This is a genomic window from Undibacterium sp. Di26W, from assembly GCF_049340265.1.
Classification (GTDB): Bacteria; Pseudomonadota; Gammaproteobacteria; order Burkholderiales; family Burkholderiaceae_D; genus Undibacterium.
The window spans coordinates 1-15,102 of the sequence record NZ_JBMPOR010000046.1; the positions used below are offsets into that span (position 1 = coordinate 1).

At 49.5% G+C, this 15,102-nt stretch carries 17 protein-coding genes; 6 read left to right on the forward strand and 11 right to left on the reverse strand.

Features of this window, described 5'->3' with window-relative positions:
- Positions 1-131 precede the first annotated feature (131 nt).
- Positions 132-989: a hypothetical protein gene (locus ACO0LM_RS28260; RefSeq protein ID WP_423042225.1), complete on the forward strand. Its 858-nt coding sequence runs from the start codon at positions 132-134 to the stop codon at positions 987-989.
- A gap of 98 nt (positions 990-1,087) precedes the next feature.
- On the opposite strand, the gene ACO0LM_RS28265 is transcribed toward ACO0LM_RS28260, so the two are convergent.
- From ACO0LM_RS28265 to ACO0LM_RS28285, 5 genes are all read right to left on the reverse strand, one after another.
- Positions 1,088-1,414, reverse strand: a complete 327-nt coding sequence (locus ACO0LM_RS28265; protein WP_423042227.1) for a type II toxin-antitoxin system RelE/ParE family toxin — start codon at positions 1,412-1,414, stop codon at positions 1,088-1,090.
- Positions 1,411-1,695 (reverse strand): type II toxin-antitoxin system Phd/YefM family antitoxin, encoded by a 285-nt coding sequence (locus ACO0LM_RS28270; RefSeq protein WP_423042229.1) that lies wholly within the window; start codon positions 1,693-1,695, stop codon positions 1,411-1,413. Before ACO0LM_RS28270 ends, ACO0LM_RS28265 begins: the two co-directional genes overlap by 4 nt.
- 305 nt (positions 1,696-2,000) lie before the next feature.
- Positions 2,001-2,636 (reverse strand): hypothetical protein, encoded by a 636-nt coding sequence (locus ACO0LM_RS28275; RefSeq protein ID WP_423042231.1) that lies wholly within the window; start codon positions 2,634-2,636, stop codon positions 2,001-2,003.
- 493 nt (positions 2,637-3,129) lie between these two features.
- Positions 3,130-4,713 (reverse strand): apolipoprotein N-acyltransferase, encoded by a 1,584-nt coding sequence (gene lnt, locus ACO0LM_RS28280; RefSeq protein ID WP_423042233.1) that lies wholly within the window; start codon positions 4,711-4,713, stop codon positions 3,130-3,132.
- Complete coding sequence (locus ACO0LM_RS28285) at positions 4,706-5,584, reverse strand: HlyC/CorC family transporter (protein WP_186950955.1); 879 nt, start codon at positions 5,582-5,584, stop codon at positions 4,706-4,708. Before ACO0LM_RS28285 ends, lnt begins: the two co-directional genes overlap by 8 nt.
- Before the next feature lie 417 nt (positions 5,585-6,001).
- On the opposite strand from ACO0LM_RS28285, the gene ACO0LM_RS28290 reads away from it, so the two are divergent.
- Positions 6,002-6,346, forward strand: coding sequence for a DUF1304 domain-containing protein (locus tag ACO0LM_RS28290; RefSeq protein ID WP_422990430.1), 345 nt, complete (start codon positions 6,002-6,004; stop codon positions 6,344-6,346).
- A 201-nt stretch (positions 6,347-6,547) separates the two neighbouring features.
- Here ACO0LM_RS28290 and ACO0LM_RS28295 read toward each other — a convergent pair whose 3' ends face one another.
- The 5 genes from ACO0LM_RS28295 to ACO0LM_RS28315 form a co-directional block, all read right to left on the reverse strand.
- Positions 6,548-7,438, reverse strand: coding sequence for an ion channel (locus ACO0LM_RS28295; protein ID WP_423042236.1), 891 nt, complete (start codon positions 7,436-7,438; stop codon positions 6,548-6,550).
- 133 nt (positions 7,439-7,571) lie between these two features.
- Positions 7,572-8,054, reverse strand: a complete 483-nt coding sequence (gene ybeY / locus ACO0LM_RS28300; protein ID WP_423042238.1) for an rRNA maturation RNase YbeY — start codon at positions 8,052-8,054, stop codon at positions 7,572-7,574.
- Positions 8,038-9,144 (reverse strand): PhoH family protein, encoded by a 1,107-nt coding sequence (locus ACO0LM_RS28305; protein WP_423042250.1) that lies wholly within the window; start codon positions 9,142-9,144, stop codon positions 8,038-8,040. The genes ybeY and ACO0LM_RS28305 overlap by 17 nt, the downstream gene beginning before the upstream one ends.
- Positions 9,141-10,481: a tRNA (N6-isopentenyl adenosine(37)-C2)-methylthiotransferase MiaB gene (miaB, locus tag ACO0LM_RS28310; protein WP_423042240.1), complete on the reverse strand. Its 1,341-nt coding sequence runs from the start codon at positions 10,479-10,481 to the stop codon at positions 9,141-9,143. The genes ACO0LM_RS28305 and miaB overlap by 4 nt, the downstream gene beginning before the upstream one ends.
- Before the next feature lie 226 nt (positions 10,482-10,707).
- On the reverse strand, positions 10,708-11,106 hold the full coding sequence (locus tag ACO0LM_RS28315) for a hypothetical protein (protein ID WP_423042242.1): 399 nt from the start codon (positions 11,104-11,106) through the stop codon (positions 10,708-10,710).
- A 522-nt stretch (positions 11,107-11,628) separates the two neighbouring features.
- On the opposite strand from ACO0LM_RS28315, the gene ACO0LM_RS28320 reads away from it, so the two are divergent.
- From ACO0LM_RS28320 to ACO0LM_RS28335, 4 genes are all read left to right on the forward strand, one after another.
- Positions 11,629-12,135 carry a flavin reductase family protein gene (locus ACO0LM_RS28320; RefSeq protein WP_422990396.1) on the forward strand — a complete coding sequence of 169 codons (507 nt, stop codon included), beginning with the start codon at positions 11,629-11,631 and terminating at the stop codon, positions 12,133-12,135.
- A gap of 4 nt (positions 12,136-12,139) precedes the next feature.
- Positions 12,140-12,406 (forward strand): SemiSWEET transporter, encoded by a 267-nt coding sequence (locus ACO0LM_RS28325; protein WP_422990398.1) that lies wholly within the window; start codon positions 12,140-12,142, stop codon positions 12,404-12,406.
- Between the two features lie 297 nt (positions 12,407-12,703).
- Positions 12,704-13,075, forward strand: a complete 372-nt coding sequence (locus tag ACO0LM_RS28330; protein ID WP_423042244.1) for a DUF4124 domain-containing protein — start codon at positions 12,704-12,706, stop codon at positions 13,073-13,075.
- Positions 13,076-13,166: 91 nt separating this feature from the next.
- Entirely contained in the window at positions 13,167-14,147 is a 981-nt protein-coding gene (locus ACO0LM_RS28335) for a hypothetical protein (RefSeq protein ID WP_423042246.1), read from the forward strand.
- A gap of 57 nt (positions 14,148-14,204) precedes the next feature.
- Here the strand turns inward: ACO0LM_RS28335 and ACO0LM_RS28340 are convergent, their stop codons facing one another.
- On the reverse strand, positions 14,205-14,909 hold the full coding sequence (locus ACO0LM_RS28340) for a hypothetical protein (protein ID WP_423042248.1): 705 nt from the start codon (positions 14,907-14,909) through the stop codon (positions 14,205-14,207).
- Between the last annotated feature and the right edge of the window lie 193 nt (positions 14,910-15,102).

A 15,102-nucleotide genomic window follows, 5' to 3' on the forward strand; every position in this document is an offset into this window, starting at 1 on the left:
CGTTTGACGGCCAGTTCTTTGAATTCGGTCGTATAAGCTTTTTTGGGTATCCTGTTCATCATTTGTCTTTCCAAAGTTACGTTTATTTTACGTCACCTTTGGGGAACTAAATTTCAGGGGAAGCTCACTATGTGCAGCAAGGTACTTTATTGAGTGACCCTGGGATAGAATTGAATAGCGTTAATCCTCCGTTGAAAACATGGGATTTATTGTGCAATGATTTGAGTATGTATGGGGCAATGCGTCTCTTTGAGCTGGAATCGGAATTGATGAGCAAAAGCAAGTTTGATCTTGCGCTTGCAGGAAGCACATTTGATGCTATTCATCTTGAGCAAATGATCATGCTGGACAAGCACAAAAAAGCACCAATGCGCTTTAATAAAGAGTTGCAATCGATGTATATACGAACAGTTCCCTTTACTGCATTGGGTTTATTTATTGGTGCTGAAGATGCGGCATTACGGTTGGCCCGGCTGCAATTGCTTGCTTATGCCAAGGGTTTTTACGGCGATTGGAATTACTATCCAATTATTCATTTCATATTGCGTATTTTGGCTGATTATCTGGATGAGCCTATACCGACTTTGGTAGGTGAGCCGCTTGCTGATCCTATTTTTCAAAGATTGTTTGCAATTTGGCGCACACCAGATGTAGACGAATTATTGGCCGTATGCCTGGCCGCTTGTGATTTTCATACCCACCGTTGTCAAGCCAAAGGCGATGCGATTGTTGAATTTGACAATGGCGACTGGACCCGCTTGCCCATAGAGATACTCTTACTATTCAAACTCCGAGATTTATCTGGTTTAACTAATCCGCAAATCGATCATCCTTTGATGAACCCGGTGATGGCTGCATTGTCTGCGGAGATGCGTTTCATACCTGACCCGCTGATACAGCAAGTACGTGCCCGCATGATGCAGGATGAGTACGACGAACAAGTTATTTTTGATCAGTGCTATACCTGGAAGAGTCAGATCAAGGTCTGAAGAATAGAGATTTTCTGCAACAATAAATGCCTGCTGCAATGGCAGGTGTTTACTTAAACCAAAGTAATGATTGATGGGCTGTTTGTGCGAAATTCAGGTCAGGTGCTAAGCAAGCGACGGCGCAACATGGCGTCAAGGTCGCGGCTAGTATGACAAACAAGATGAATGTAGCAAGTTTCATTGTCGCCACGTTCAAATATGATGCGGTTTTGTCCAGCAAGAAGTTGACGATACTGAGGAAGATTGAGTTCTTCAAGTTCCTTTACATAGCTACCTTTGTGCTTAGGCCACTCTTTAAGAGCAGCAACTTCATCACGGATTTCTTTAGTGATTTTGATAGCAAACTGAAGAGACTCGGAATTCTTCAAAAAATCACGAATGTCTATCAAGTCACTTTTAGCAGAATCAGTCCAAACAATTTTCATTTTGTTGAATGGCCTTCATTGTCTTCAGCTTCAAGCTGTGAAAAGAAGTCATCATGGTCAGACACTTTACCGTCCTCAACTTGTTTTCTTCCATGGGCAAGTATGCGAAGCATGCTTAGCTGGTCTTGAGTACGCTGATAGCTCAAAGGGTCTTGAATAATAGCTTGAACCTTGCCGTTAACAGTGATCGCTACAGGATCATGGGTTTCCTGAACCTGCTTCACCACGTCGCTCGTGTTCGTTTTCAAGTAGCTGATTGGTTGTATATTAAAAAAATTCATACAGTCTTCCGTCAATTTGGTGGAGACACTATAACATCAACAATTAAATTTAGTGTTAAATTTAGTACTACAATCCAGTTAAACATTCGATTGACAGTACACATTCCGCCGACGTTGCCTAAATTTTGTGCAAAAATACGCACGAAAGACCCACCAACACCCGAACAGCTATTCGATTGTCAATCGTGTGTTTGGCAGCTTGTGACGTTCGTACGCATCGCTGCCAATTTAAAGGAGATGTGATTGTGGAATTTGACAATAGTGACTGGGCACGTCTGCGCGGTGCCCTATTCCACGCTGCTTGATTAGCTGGAGCGTTTTTCGCAAATCTGGGCAAAATAATGCATGATCCAATAATCTGGAACATCGATCTCGTCCTTTTCATTTTGCGAAGTATCGATGATATCAATGGCCGCTTCTTTTTTTCCTTCTTCGTAGCCTTCGTCTTCGCAAAAATTGACTACGGCAGCCATGAGTGTCTTGTTTTCTGGTGTGGCCAAAAACGTCAAGTCATAACAAACTGCACCTGCTGAGTCTAGCCTGTCCTCGTATGCTTCCACCAGCAGATAGCTCATAATCTTGAGTTCTGCTTTTGTCAGCGCTGGTGCAGAGTCAGGTCGTTTGAATAGATTCTGGCAGCGGCTGCCAAGATAAGTCATTAGCCAATCGTTGTAAATAAAGACATCGTCCTCGGCTTCCATAATGTGCTTGATGCTGAGGGCATCTTCATCAAAGTTTTCATCATCTTCGTCTTGCGGTTCCCCGCACAATTCAAATGCGGCGGCAAAAATGGCCTTGTTTTCATCCGTCGCCGGCATTGTAAAATCATTGGCGCTGTGCTCGGCGAATTCATTTCCAGCTTCCTCCAGAAGCATGGCCAGGATTTCAATTTCTGTAGGGGTAAATTGTTGGGGAATAGTGGGCGATATCAGGTTGGACATAATAAAAACTTTCAATAACGGATTTGAATGTTCGGTGGTTGCAATATAAAGCTGTGATGCCGCTGGTTTTGACTTTGCTTTACTTCTTGATTTTGCTATTGTTCTTGATTTTGCAGTTGTTGTTGCTGTTGTTTTTGACGTCGACCTTAATCCGCTTGGGACGAAGCCATTTGTGTAGTGCAGAAAATGGAAAAAGAAGGGCCGGTGTCTGAGCGTAGCGAGTTTCGGACCTTCCCATTTTTTGCACTACATAAATGGGCACTCCCGCAGGGAGCGAGTCTGCGGTCGCCTTTCTTTGATTCCGTTCTTTGGCGAAGCAAAGAAAGGAATTCGGCCGCCGGGCCGAGACCCGGCTTGTGTCCACGAAGGGCAATCTTTTAATCAAAGTACGACATGCAACGAACGCCACTGGACTCCAGCCTTCGTTGGAGTGACATTATTGGGGATGCGGCAACTTGAGAAATCAAGGCTTCGACCACACCCACAACAAATCCTACATCTTTCGCCTCAACATAAACCCCAGCAACACACTCAACACCATCAAGCCAATGACACCCCAATTCCCTAACAGAATATACGGTGTCATCCCCTGATACCCCTGCACCTTCGCCGTCAATACCCCCTTGGTATTGGCAGGTAGTTGCGCGACCACTTTGCCACCAGGGACGATCACCGCCGTGGCCCCGGTATTGGTGGCCCGCAGCATGGGTCGCCCGGTTTCCAGCACGCGCATTCTGGATATCTGCAAATGCTGTGGAATGGCGAAAGAATCGCCATACCAGGCGAGGTTAGAGACGTTCAGCAAGATGCTTGCTGTCGGTTCACCGGCAGCATATTGCGACAGCAATTGGGCGGCGATTTCTTCGCCGAACAAATCTTCATAACAGATATTGGGCATGACAAGTTGACCGCCTACTTTCATGGCTGGCTGTATCGGTCCGGCAGTAGAAAACTCGCCCATGGGTATCGCCATGGCTTTGACAAACCAGCGGAACCCGGGAGGGATGAATTCACCAAAAGGTACCAGATGATGTTTGTCGTAGCGGTAAGCCTGACTGCCATACAGGCGCGACATGCCCAGCACGCTATTTGAATACTTGTCGCCACCATCATGCACACCAACACCAATCACCAATGCAGAGCCACTGCTTTGGGCAAAGTTGTTCAACAAGGATAAATAATCGGAAGGTAATTGTGACGTCAGCATGGGCAATGCTGTTTCTGGCGTGACGATCAAATCAGCCGGTGCTGCCAGCAGCATGTCGTGGTACAGCGTCAGGGATTCATTCAAATGATCCTGATCAAATTTCATGTCTTGCTGCACATTGCCCTGCAACAGCCGCACCTGTATGGGCTGCCCCAGCGGCCTGGTCCATGCAATTGTCTGCAAGGCCCAGCCACCGGCAAAAACCACCACGCACACCACGCCAGACACTTTCGCATAGTGCGCAGACCTTGCACTGCCACTGGCACTGGCACTGCATAGCAATGCAATAGCTGCGGCCAGCAAGGCATTCAGCCAGCACAGTCCCAACACACCGATCACGGGCGCATAACCAGCCAGTGGGCTATCGGTATGTGCGTAACCGGACAACACCCATGGGAAACCCGTCAATAACCAGATGCGCAACCATTCTGCCACGGTCCACAAGGCTGGCATGACCAATAAGGCGGTCACCATGCCCGACAGTTGCCAGCGTTGACGCAACCAGTGCAAGCTATATGCGGCGGCGGCCAGATAAATCGACAAGGCTGCTGTCAGCAACATCAGCGCCACGACCGCCAGCAAACCCGGCAAGCCGCCAAAGACGGTCATGGCGATCAACAGCCAGCTGACATTGGCAGTCAGCCAGGCAAAGCCATATGCCCAGGCCAGCCAGGCAGTTTGCCTGCGTGTGAATGCGGCATGACCATCTCTTAACATCAGGCCAAACAGCAATGCCAGGCTGATGATTTGCAAAGGCCAGCAATTGACAGGGGCAAATGAAAAGACGTTCAGCCCCCCTGCCACCAGCATCAGCAGGAAAGATGAACGCCAGGACAGGGACGACAGTACGCTAGCCAGCGACTTAATCATCGGACCGCAGGGTAGGTCTTTGTTCGACCAGCAGCATCTGTACCTGACGGGCATCGGCCCGCAAGACTTCAAAGTACAGATTGCCGATGGAGAATTCATCGCCCATATGGGGTACTGCACCCATGTAATTGGCGACATAGGCACCGATGGTTTCGGCGTCTTCCGACGACAGGGTGGTGCCCAGCATGTTGTTGAATTGCTCGATCTCGGTCAGGCCCTTGATGCGCCAGCGCTTGCCGTTACCTTTGCTTTCCAGCGCCAGGATATTGTCTTCTTCTTCATCGAAATCGTATTCATCTTCGATGTCGCCGACGATCTGTTCCAGCACGTCTTCAATGGTGATGAGACCGGATACGCCACCGTATTCATCCACCACCATGGCGATGTGATTGCGGTTGGCACGAAAATCGCGCAACAGGATATTCAGGCGTTTGGATTCGGGGATGTAAATCACCGGGCGCAGCATTTCACGGACATCAAAGGCTTCTGCCGCGTAATAGCGCAGCAAATCTTTGGCCAGCAAAATACCGACTACCTTGTCACGGTCACCATCCACAGCAGGAAAGCGCGAGTGTGCCGTCGTCAGCACTTCCGGCATCCATTCTTCTATGGGGTTGGAAATATCGATGACATCCATTTGCGCGCGCGGCACCATGATATCGCGTGCGCACAGATCAGATACCTGGAACACACCTTCTATCATCGCCAGTGCATCGGCATCGATCAGATTGCGTTCTTGCGCGTCGTGCAATACTTCCAGCAGCTCGGCGCGATTTTCAGGTTCAGGAGAAATGAGGGCGGTCAAGCGTTCAAACAATGACCTATGGGGTTTAAGGTCAGTTGGTCTGACCTTACTAGAGTGCTCTTGCATAATAGGCGTAACGCCGTTGTTTCAATCCTACAGAATACAACAAATGCGAGTGCTTTCCCCAGTTTTGACCCGGGTAGTGGCAAAAAAAGCTGTAACGGGAAGTAGCAAAAGGATATTTTTCCGCCCAAAAATAGGTATCTTTTAACTACTTTTCATTCGTGAATTCACTCTTGCCAGGCAATCTCGCCCGGATGTGCGCACGCATGCTTCATTTACTTTAGAGCAAGTCCTCAACACAAAAAAGCACTTGCAAGGCATACTCGCTTGTGTCATTTTTAGCACTGTTGAGGTAAAAACCGACAACACCCATAACAAACAACAAGCTGAAGAGACTTCGCCCCCCCGGGTAAAACCTGGAAACCAGAAAACAGTGGGCCAGTCGACCTCAACCACGTCAAAGGAGAAATCGTGTTCATCATCGCCAGCGTCATCACCGGCATCGTCGCCGCCCTGCATATCTATTTTCTGATACTTGAGATGTTCCTCTGGGATAAACCTCTGGGCTTGCGTACCTTCCGCAATACGCCAGAAAAGGCAGCGATCACCAAGGTACTGGCCGCCAACCAGGGTTTATATAACGGCTTTCTGGCCGCGGGCCTGATCTGGGGGCTGTGTCTGGGTCCGGCTGGCTTTCATGTGAAGATTTTCTTCCTGACTTGCGTCATCATTGCTGGCGCTTACGGTGCTTACTCTGTCAGCCGTCGCATCTTGTACATACAGGCTGCGCCTGCTGCGATTGCGCTGGTCTTGCTGCATCTGTAAGAACCTGTTTACGATCTTACTGCGCGAGCGCAATCGGAGTCCACGCGGGGCTCATGCGCTGCTCAAAATGCTCATGGTCTTAAGTACATTCCGCTTTTTGCGCTGCGTTTTTGTTACCCTTACTCCCGCTGACGCTCGCTCGCTACAGATCGTAATAACGTTCTATGACCGCATCTGAGTCACATTGAGTTTGTCGGTAATTTACTGCACGGCTTCTTCCACGATTTCTACTGAATCGTGGAAGCGTGTGTAATGAATATGCTGGATCGGGCCTGTGCCATTTTCAAAGACATCCACATAGCGGTGGTTCCAGTGGATTTTGCTGCAAGGGTAATAGTGACGCGCCCTTTGCGGCTGATTCGTTGTATCGTCGACGCCCTCTATACTCAGTATCAATGAGGCATTCAGGTGACGCAGGACATCTTGATCCAGACCAAACAAGGGGCTGTTCTCATCGATGACGTGAATGACGGTCCAACCAAGGATGAAGATGGGATGCTGATCACGTTCCAGTTTCATGTCGACGATCTTGCGAAAATTGCCCATGGTCGATGATTTTTCATCACGCATCAGGCGCAACTTCGCCGATGCATCGCTGATGATATTCATGCGTGAATTGGCCATACGTATCAGCAGCACACGTTTTCCGTCCGCCACATGGCTAACCGGATGCGCCGCAAAAATGATACTGGAACGCGGACGCGAGAAACGCGCAAACATGACACCGGTAATCAGGGCCACACTGGCCATACCAACGAATATCTCCAGTGTTGCCACACTGTGCCCGTACACGGTCTGCGGGTGCATGTCGCCATAACCCACGGTCGCCAGGGTTTCCACGCTAAAGAAGAACGCCCCCAGAAAACTATTCGGATGAAGATTGCCGATGGGATTATCACCCAGCATGAACAGGCTGGCGAAACCCAGATTCAACACCAAAAACACCACACCCACGCCAGCAAAAAACACCGGCCAACTGGATGTCATCGCATAGTAGTAAATGTCTTGCCAGAACTGGGTGCGCAAACCATAGGCAATAACCGCCCGCTCACCCATGGTGATACGCCTGCCGCGATCTTGGTGTTTGTTCATCTTGGGTGCTTTCCGTTTGAAATTCCCTCCTTCAAGGGCAGGGTTGGGGTGAAAAATATCACAGCTATTGCGTAACGGAATACATAACGATTACATGAAGATTAGAAATTTGTTGACCAAAACCAAGCGCAACTTACTGATACGGATTTTCCAAACCCAGCCCGGCCAGTATCTCTATCTCCAGTGCTTCCATTTCTTCAGCTTCTTCATCCTCTTCATGATCATAACCCTGGGCATGCAGGACGCCGTGGACGATCAGATGCTGTGCGTGGTCAAGTACCGTTTTCTTTTGCTCAGCCGCTTCTTTTTCCAGCACATCGGTACACAGGATGATGTCTGCCTGGGTGACTTCGGCCTCTTCATCTTCGGTGTAGGCAAAGGTCAGCACATTGGTGGCATAGTCTTTGCCACGATAATCATGGTTCAGTAGCTTGCCCTCTTCCGCATCGACAAAGCGTAAAGTGATTTCAGCCGGGAAGAACAGCGCCGCCTGCACGGTCTTGCGTATCAGCGGGCGGGTCAGTTGGTCTTGCAGGCGCTTGTCGGCATATTGCACGGACAGGGTCAGCTTAGGTTTAGAATCAGGTTTGGCTTCGGATTTACTTTTTGCGACCATGGTGTGCGGAACTGAGAGGGGTTGCGGGTTTTAACAGTCCAATGGCGGCGCTGTTGGCGGTCGCATTGGCATTCGCAGATTCATAGGCGTCGACAATGCGTGCCACCAGCGGGTGACGTACCACGTCCACACTACTGAAATGCGTGAAGGCAATACCGCGCACGCCATCCAGCACCTGGCAGGCATCGATCAGGCCACTCTTTTGGCCGCGCTGCAAATCCACCTGGGTGGCATCACCCGTGATGACAGCCTTGCTGCCAAAACCTATGCGTGTCAGGAACATTTTCATCTGTTCTGCCGTGGTATTTTGCGCTTCATCCAGGATGACGAACGCATGGTTCAGCGTGCGACCACGCATATACGCCAGCGGTGCAATTTCGATGACCTGTTTTTCAAACATTTTTTGCGTGCGGTCAAAACCCAGCAAATCATACAGGGCGTCATACAGGGGACGTAAATACGGGTCTACTTTTTGTGCCAGATCACCCGGCAAGAAGCCCAGGCGCTCGCCGGCTTCAACGGCTGGGCGTGTCAGCACAATGCGTTTGACGGCATCACGTTCCAGCGCGTCGACCGCGCATGCCACTGCCAGATAAGTCTTGCCGGTACCCGCCGGGCCTATGCCAAAACTGATGTCGTGTTCGAGTATGGCTTTGATGTAATGGTTTTGATGCGGCGTGCGCCCGCGCAAATCACTGCGCCGGGTTTTCAGCATCGGGCTTTCAATATCGGTATCTTCTGGCAAGGGCGCGTCAATCGCGACCTCATCTGCGGCAATGCTATCGGCTTTGTCGGCCTTGCCGGTTTTCAGATTTTTACTGGCGCGCTGTTCTACCAATGCCAGTTGCACTTCGTCGATGCTGATGATTTTTTTTGCCAGCCCATAGAAATGTTCAAGAATTTCTATGGCTTTTTCGGCATTGTGGCCACTGACAATAAATTTCTCACCGCGCCGGAAAATTGTCACATCCAGTGCTGACGAGATCTGCCGCAGGTTCTCATCCAGTGGCCCACACAAATGCGCCAGACGGGTGTTGTCCAGGGGTTGAGGAATGAAGTGTGCTACCGGCACGGGTGTCTTTGCCATTATGCTGTCACTGCCTCTTCGATTAATTCGCCACGTAAGGAATAGTTATAGGATTCGGTAATGCGGGTATTGACCAGCGTACCAATGAGTTCTTTGGGACCGGCGAAATTGACGACACGATTATTTTCGGTGCGGCCCTGTAATTCATTCGCATCCTTGACGGATGGGCCTTCAACCAGGATACGCTGCACCGTGCCTATCATGGCATTGCTGTATTTTTTGGTATTGGCATCAATCACGGACTGCAAATGCTGGAGGCGCCGCAATTTCAATTCAGCCGGTGTATCGTCCGTCAGGTTTGCTGCAGGGGTACCAGGACGCGGACTGAAGATGAAACTGAAACTATTATCAAAACCGACGTCATGGATGAGCTTCATCAGCGCATCAAAGTCTTCATCCGTTTCACCAGGAAAGCCGACGATAAAATCTGACGACACCGCAATATCCGGACGCACTTGCCGCAGGCGGCGTAAAACGGATTTGTATTCGATGGCAGTATAACCACGCTTCATCGCCGACAGAATGCGGTCGGAACCATGCTGGGCAGGCAGGTACAAATGATTGACCAGCTTGGGTACCTTGGCATAACAGTCAATCAGGCGCTGGGTAAATTCTTTAGGATGGCTGGTGACAAAGCGTATACGTTCGATCTGTGGAAATTCTGCAATATATTCAATCAACAGGGCAAAGTCAGCGATATCGCCATCTTCCATGACACCGCGATAGGCATTCACATTTTGTCCCAGCAGGGAAATTTCTTTGACGCCCTGTTCAGCCAACCCTGCCACTTCAGCCAGCACATCGTCGAACGGGCGCGAGACTTCTTCGCCACGGGTGTAAGGCACGACGCAATAACTGCAATACTTGCTGCACCCTTCCATGATGGAGACAAAGGCTGTTGCACCTTCGACCTTGGCCGGTGGCATATGGTCAAATTTTTCGATTTCAGGGAAGCTGATATCGACTTGTGAACGACCGGAACTGCGGCGCGCATCGATCAGTTGCGGCAGGCGGTGCAGCGTCTGCGGGCCAAACACCACGTCTACATACGGTGCGCGCTTGATGATGGCTTCGCCTTCTTGCGAGGCAACACAGCCACCTACACCGATCAGCAGATCAGGTTTTTTACGCTTCAATTCGCGCAGGCGACCCAGATCAGAAAACACTTTTTCGGATGCTTTTTCGCGCACGCTGCAAGTATTCAGCAAGATCACGTCGGCATCGTCAGGGTTGTCGGTCTTGATCATGCCGTCATTGGCATTCAGCACATCTGCCATCTTGTCCGAGTCATACTCGTTCATCTGGCAACCGAAGGTTTTAATAAATACTTTTTTTTGCATAATTTTCTAATTTACTGAAGCTCAGCAAGCAAGGTATAAAAGGCACTACATTGCCGAGTTTTGCGTAAGAACCTGATTACGATCTGTAGCGAGCGTGCGTCAGCGGGAGTGAGGGTAACAAAAAACGCAGCGCAAAAAGCGGAATGTACTGTAGTACATGAGCATTTTGAGCAGCGCATGAGCCCCGATCACGCGCGCGCAGTAAGATCGTAACAGGTTCTAAGTCCTACTGATTGCTGCTCTTGAACTGCATCGGCGTCCACACTTCTGGCTTGGGCAATACCCGCTTGCGCTCATCTGCCGTCAAAACCCAGATTTTTTGCAATTCACCAAAATCGTTATCGGTGTAATTGACAATGATGTAGTTGCCGGTCAGATAAGTCGGCAATATCAGCATATTCTGTGCATCGTAAAAACGTGTCGCCGGTACGGTGTACCTGATCTTGCCATCCATGATCACATCCGGATATTTCGACATATTCAGCACGCCACGCTTGGTATTAGTCGGGAAGCTGCGTTCATCCGTTACTTGTCCCGTCGTTTGTGCCACGCTGCCCAGGCTAACGCCTGCCAGCATCAGAGCCATCAAACCACGACGTACAGTCAGAAAAACAGACATGCGCATGAACATAAGCAGGTGCCTCGATCAGGAAAGTGTAAAAACGAAAAATTCAAAGGAATCAACTACTTAAAGCCAAAATCTGGAATCTTACAAGGGTGCAATTTTAACACAGTCAGCGCCACCCAACAGCAGTAGCAAGCAGCAGCACTATTTTGACCAATAAGAACCTGTTTACGATCTGTAGCGAGCGAGCGTCAGCGGGGTGAAGAGCCGCGCAAAAAGCGGAATGTACATTAGTACATGAGCATTTTGAGCAGCGCATGAGCCCCGATCACGCCCGCGCAGTAAGATCGCAAACAGGTTCAAAGAGCGGGAAGTGCTCCCGTATTCTTGCTCATCCGCAGCAAGACTGCTTCGTACACAAGAAATCTGGGATAATGTTAAGGAAACTTTGCTTAAGATACTGCGCCAGAACAACAAAACCTGCTGTTAGGGCAAGGAATACATGGTATTTGTCTGAAATCACCTCGGATTAGCCATATTCACCAGACTTAATCAGGGTTTAATTAAAAACCACGGAAATTCATGCACACCCGTTCTCCCCGCGCCCAAGTACGCGAATTTGATACTCGCCATTTTCGTGATGCCCTGTCGCAATTTGCGACTGGCGTTACTGTCATTACCACTCGCCTGGCGAATGGGGCGTTTCTTGGCCTGACTGCCAGTTCCTTCAATTCCGTATCACTGGACCCACCGCTGATACTCTGGAGCCTGGGCAATGCCGCCAACAGCATGCCGGTATTCACCGGCAATTCGCATTATGTCGTGAATGTCTTATCGAGTGAGCAAGCCTGGCTGGCCGAACAATTCGCCAGCCGCAAAATCGACCGTTTTGAAGGCGTGGAGTACACATTGTCGCGCACTGGCCATCCGATACTGAGCGGTGCATCCGCCTGGTTTGAATGCCATAACCGCAGCCGCTATCCCGAAGGTGATCATGTCATTTTCGTCGGCGAAGTGGAGCATTGCGAATTTAACCATCAGGCACCACTGGTCTTTCATTCCGGCAAGTTTTTGCCGCCGTCGAAATAAACCCATGATGATTTTCCCTTTTTCTTCCGACCTCATCGGTTATCTTGCCGCCTTTCTCACCACCACCGCCTTTGTTCCACAAGCCTGGATGACCTGGCGTCGCAAACGTGCCGAAGGTGTGTCTCTGGGCATGTACATCATCCTCGTCACTGGCATCATGCTGTGGCTGATTTATGGTTTGATGCTGCATGCACTGCCGGTCATCATCGCCAATATGATCACTCTGGTGCTGGCAAGTTTTATTCTGGTCATGAAGCTGGTATATAAATAGATAGGACTTACGCAAAATTGGCCCAGCAAGACGTGGCGACGAAGACAGTACTTTAGTACGGCTAGGAGCTACAACGCAGCTGGGGCGGTTTTGCGTAAGTCCTAATAGAACTCATTGCCTCAAGAGGGATGAGATGAGTTCTAAGTACACAGCCATACTTCAGGCAAAGATTATCGTGTGAATCCCTTGGTTGAATTTCAACTCCGTTTGTGAGATGCTTGAAGCAGCCACGATTGGCTTTTAAGTCGACAGCGCTACTAAAATAAAAACCAAATTAAAAACCTGAGGGAAGCCTTTATGAAGAACGTACATCTTGTCTCTGCCACGATACTGCTGGCAATGAGCAATATGGCATCTGCACAGATACAAAGATGCGTAGACAACGATGGACGCGTGACTTTCACAGACAATGTCTGCGCAAAGTCCAGTGTCAAACAAAAGTCGGTACGTGCGGACCAGAAAATGGTTGGATCAGGTACAGAAACGGGTAAAGATACCAATTTGGCAGCCCAGAATGAGGCTTTTAATCAGCGCCACGCCCAACGAGAACTGCGAGCAGATAACGAACGTGCGGTCCATAACTTCATCAATACCCCGCTCCCTCCCGGCGTCAAGTATCAAAGGCTAACAACCTACAATGACAAACCTGCGACGCTTGATAGCAAGTAACAAACACCAATTTGCGCGCAATTTAGCGTGCAATTATCGGTAGTTCATGTTCGAACCCACATCAAATTTACAATACAGAATTGCAGGAGCCGTGCTAGCCGGTGTTGCTTACGGCCTGTTACTGCGCATCGGGTTTGAATACAAAGCCATGCATGAATGGTTGCAAATCGTCTCCACCGCCTTCCTGATCGTTACGCCTTTCAGCATCGGTGGCATTGCCGTGGTCATTGCCGCTGGAGAATCGCCCATCTCCATCCCGGCCCAACTGCGTGCGTCAGTTTCCGCCATGTTATGTTTTCTGATAGCGATGTTCATATGTCTGCTTGAGGGATTAATCTGTATCGCACTGGTGTTACCGGTATTTCTGATCGCCGCCATGACCGGTGGTCTTATCGCTGGCTGGATACATAATCGATTCAGGGCATCTACAGTGAGCCTGCCTTCCTTTGCTCTGTTGCCGCTCTTGCTCGGCCCGATGGAAGCCAGTTTGCCGCCCACACAAAGCGAACAAGTGGTCAGTTCTGTCATACAAATACAGGCCAGACCGGAAGAAGTGTTTGATCAGTTGGCAACGGTCAAAAACATTGCGCCGGGTGAACTGGGGTTTTCATTCGTACACCTGATAGGCTTACCCAGGCCGATTGAAGCCAATATGAATGGCAGCGGCGTGGGGTCAGTACGTACCTCGCGCTGGGAAAAGGGTGTGCACTTTGAAGAAATCATCACCTCATGGCAAAAACCATATGCCATGCACTACAAATTTCATATCGCACCAGGCAGCATCCCCAGGGATGCGCTCGACAGGCATGTGGAAATGGGCGGCGAATACTTCAGCGTACTCGATGGCGGCTATGACCTGACAGCCAAGGATGGCGGCACCGAACTACGTCTGAGTACACGTTTTGTGAACAAATCCCAACTCAAAACCTATGGCGATGTATGGGGAAAAATGGTATTGGCCGATTTTCATCAATCCATACTGGAGCTCATGAAAAAACGAGCAGAAAAAGCGCATCAACAAGGATGGGAAAAGACGGCCGACAACACGGTGCCTAAAGCAGGATTCAGATGAAACTGCGCACAATGGCATACCGAAACATCTCATCGTTTTGCATGTCAGACACAGCATTTAAAGCCTTGGTAAAGGCGCTGTTTTGTTCTTTTCCAGGTTTTCAGCATTCTTTTTCGTGATCATGGCGTTCATCGCAGTCCATTCACTGGAATACACGCTGAAATCGATCATGCCGACTTCAATCTTTCTGTATTCGAGACCATTATTTGGCGATTCACTCAGGCTGACGTACAAAGACTGTTTGCAATCCTTGAATTGCCTCAGATCCTGGCCATAGTTGACCTGCATATTATCTCGCGCCTTGCACGACTCCAGCGACGCTGATTTGGGATTGACACCAGGCCTATACGATATCCAGCGCATCTCCCCCGAAGCCTCGCTAGTTGGCACCCCGTATTTTTCAGTCAGGGCTTTCTTTAGCTCGCTCGCAGAGACATTTCTATAAAAATTTTCACGCCTTGCGATTGCGACCGCAGTACCTGATTGTGGCCCGAATCCCACCGTAATTTCACCGGCCTTTTCGAAACCCGTCGCTGCCTTTGAATACATGATATAGGCTAGATGCCCACGAAAATCCGGCCCAAGCAAATGCTCGCTACGGTTACCTGCCTTATATCCCTGCGCAACAAGAATTTTTTCGATTTGTTCAGGCGTATCGCCAATCCTGATGCCCAAAGTCTCCATGAGCCTTGGGCTGTCCTGTGCCTGCACGAGCGAAGACGAAGACAGCAGCGATACGAGCATAAATACAAGTTTTGACATTATCTTCCCTGGCAATAGTAAGCCGTGTTGCAGTGAATCAGTTGCGGATTGATGGGTGCTTCTTATGTGTAGTGGTCAAGTATTTTCGGACACTGGGATAGGTTCTTTTTCTGCCATTTTTTGCTCATAGACACTGGGTGGCAGATTGCCCAGGGCAGAATGCAAGCGAACGTTGTTGTAAAAGCCCACAATA

Excerpts from the sequence above, each read along its gene's own strand:
- ACO0LM_RS28275 (WP_423042231.1), bottom strand. The coding sequence starts at position 2,636 with ATGTCCAACCTGATATCGCCCACTATTCCCCAACAATTTACCCCTACA.
- ACO0LM_RS28295 (WP_423042236.1), bottom strand. The coding sequence starts at position 7,438 with ATGAACAAACACCAAGATCGCGGCAGGCGTATCACCATGGGTGAGCGG.
- ACO0LM_RS28265 (WP_423042227.1), bottom strand. The coding sequence starts at position 1,414 with ATGAAAATTGTTTGGACTGATTCTGCTAAAAGTGACTTGATAGACATT.
- lnt (WP_423042233.1), bottom strand. The coding sequence starts at position 4,713 with ATGATTAAGTCGCTGGCTAGCGTACTGTCGTCCCTGTCCTGGCGTTCA.
- ybeY (WP_423042238.1), bottom strand. The coding sequence starts at position 8,054 with ATGGTCGCAAAAAGTAAATCCGAAGCCAAACCTGATTCTAAACCTAAG.
- ACO0LM_RS28325 (WP_422990398.1), top strand. The coding sequence starts at position 12,140 with ATGATGATTTTCCCTTTTTCTTCCGACCTCATCGGTTATCTTGCCGCC.
- ACO0LM_RS28320 (WP_422990396.1), top strand. The coding sequence starts at position 11,629 with ATGCACACCCGTTCTCCCCGCGCCCAAGTACGCGAATTTGATACTCGC.
- ACO0LM_RS28315 (WP_423042242.1), bottom strand. The coding sequence starts at position 11,106 with ATGCGCATGTCTGTTTTTCTGACTGTACGTCGTGGTTTGATGGCTCTG.
- ACO0LM_RS28285 (WP_186950955.1), bottom strand. The coding sequence starts at position 5,584 with ATGCAAGAGCACTCTAGTAAGGTCAGACCAACTGACCTTAAACCCCAT.
- ACO0LM_RS28270 (WP_423042229.1), bottom strand. The coding sequence starts at position 1,695 with ATGAATTTTTTTAATATACAACCAATCAGCTACTTGAAAACGAACACG.
- ACO0LM_RS28340 (WP_423042248.1), bottom strand. The coding sequence starts at position 14,909 with ATGTCAAAACTTGTATTTATGCTCGTATCGCTGCTGTCTTCGTCTTCG.
- miaB (WP_423042240.1), bottom strand. The coding sequence starts at position 10,481 with ATGCAAAAAAAAGTATTTATTAAAACCTTCGGTTGCCAGATGAACGAG.
- ACO0LM_RS28330 (WP_423042244.1), top strand. The coding sequence starts at position 12,704 with ATGAAGAACGTACATCTTGTCTCTGCCACGATACTGCTGGCAATGAGC.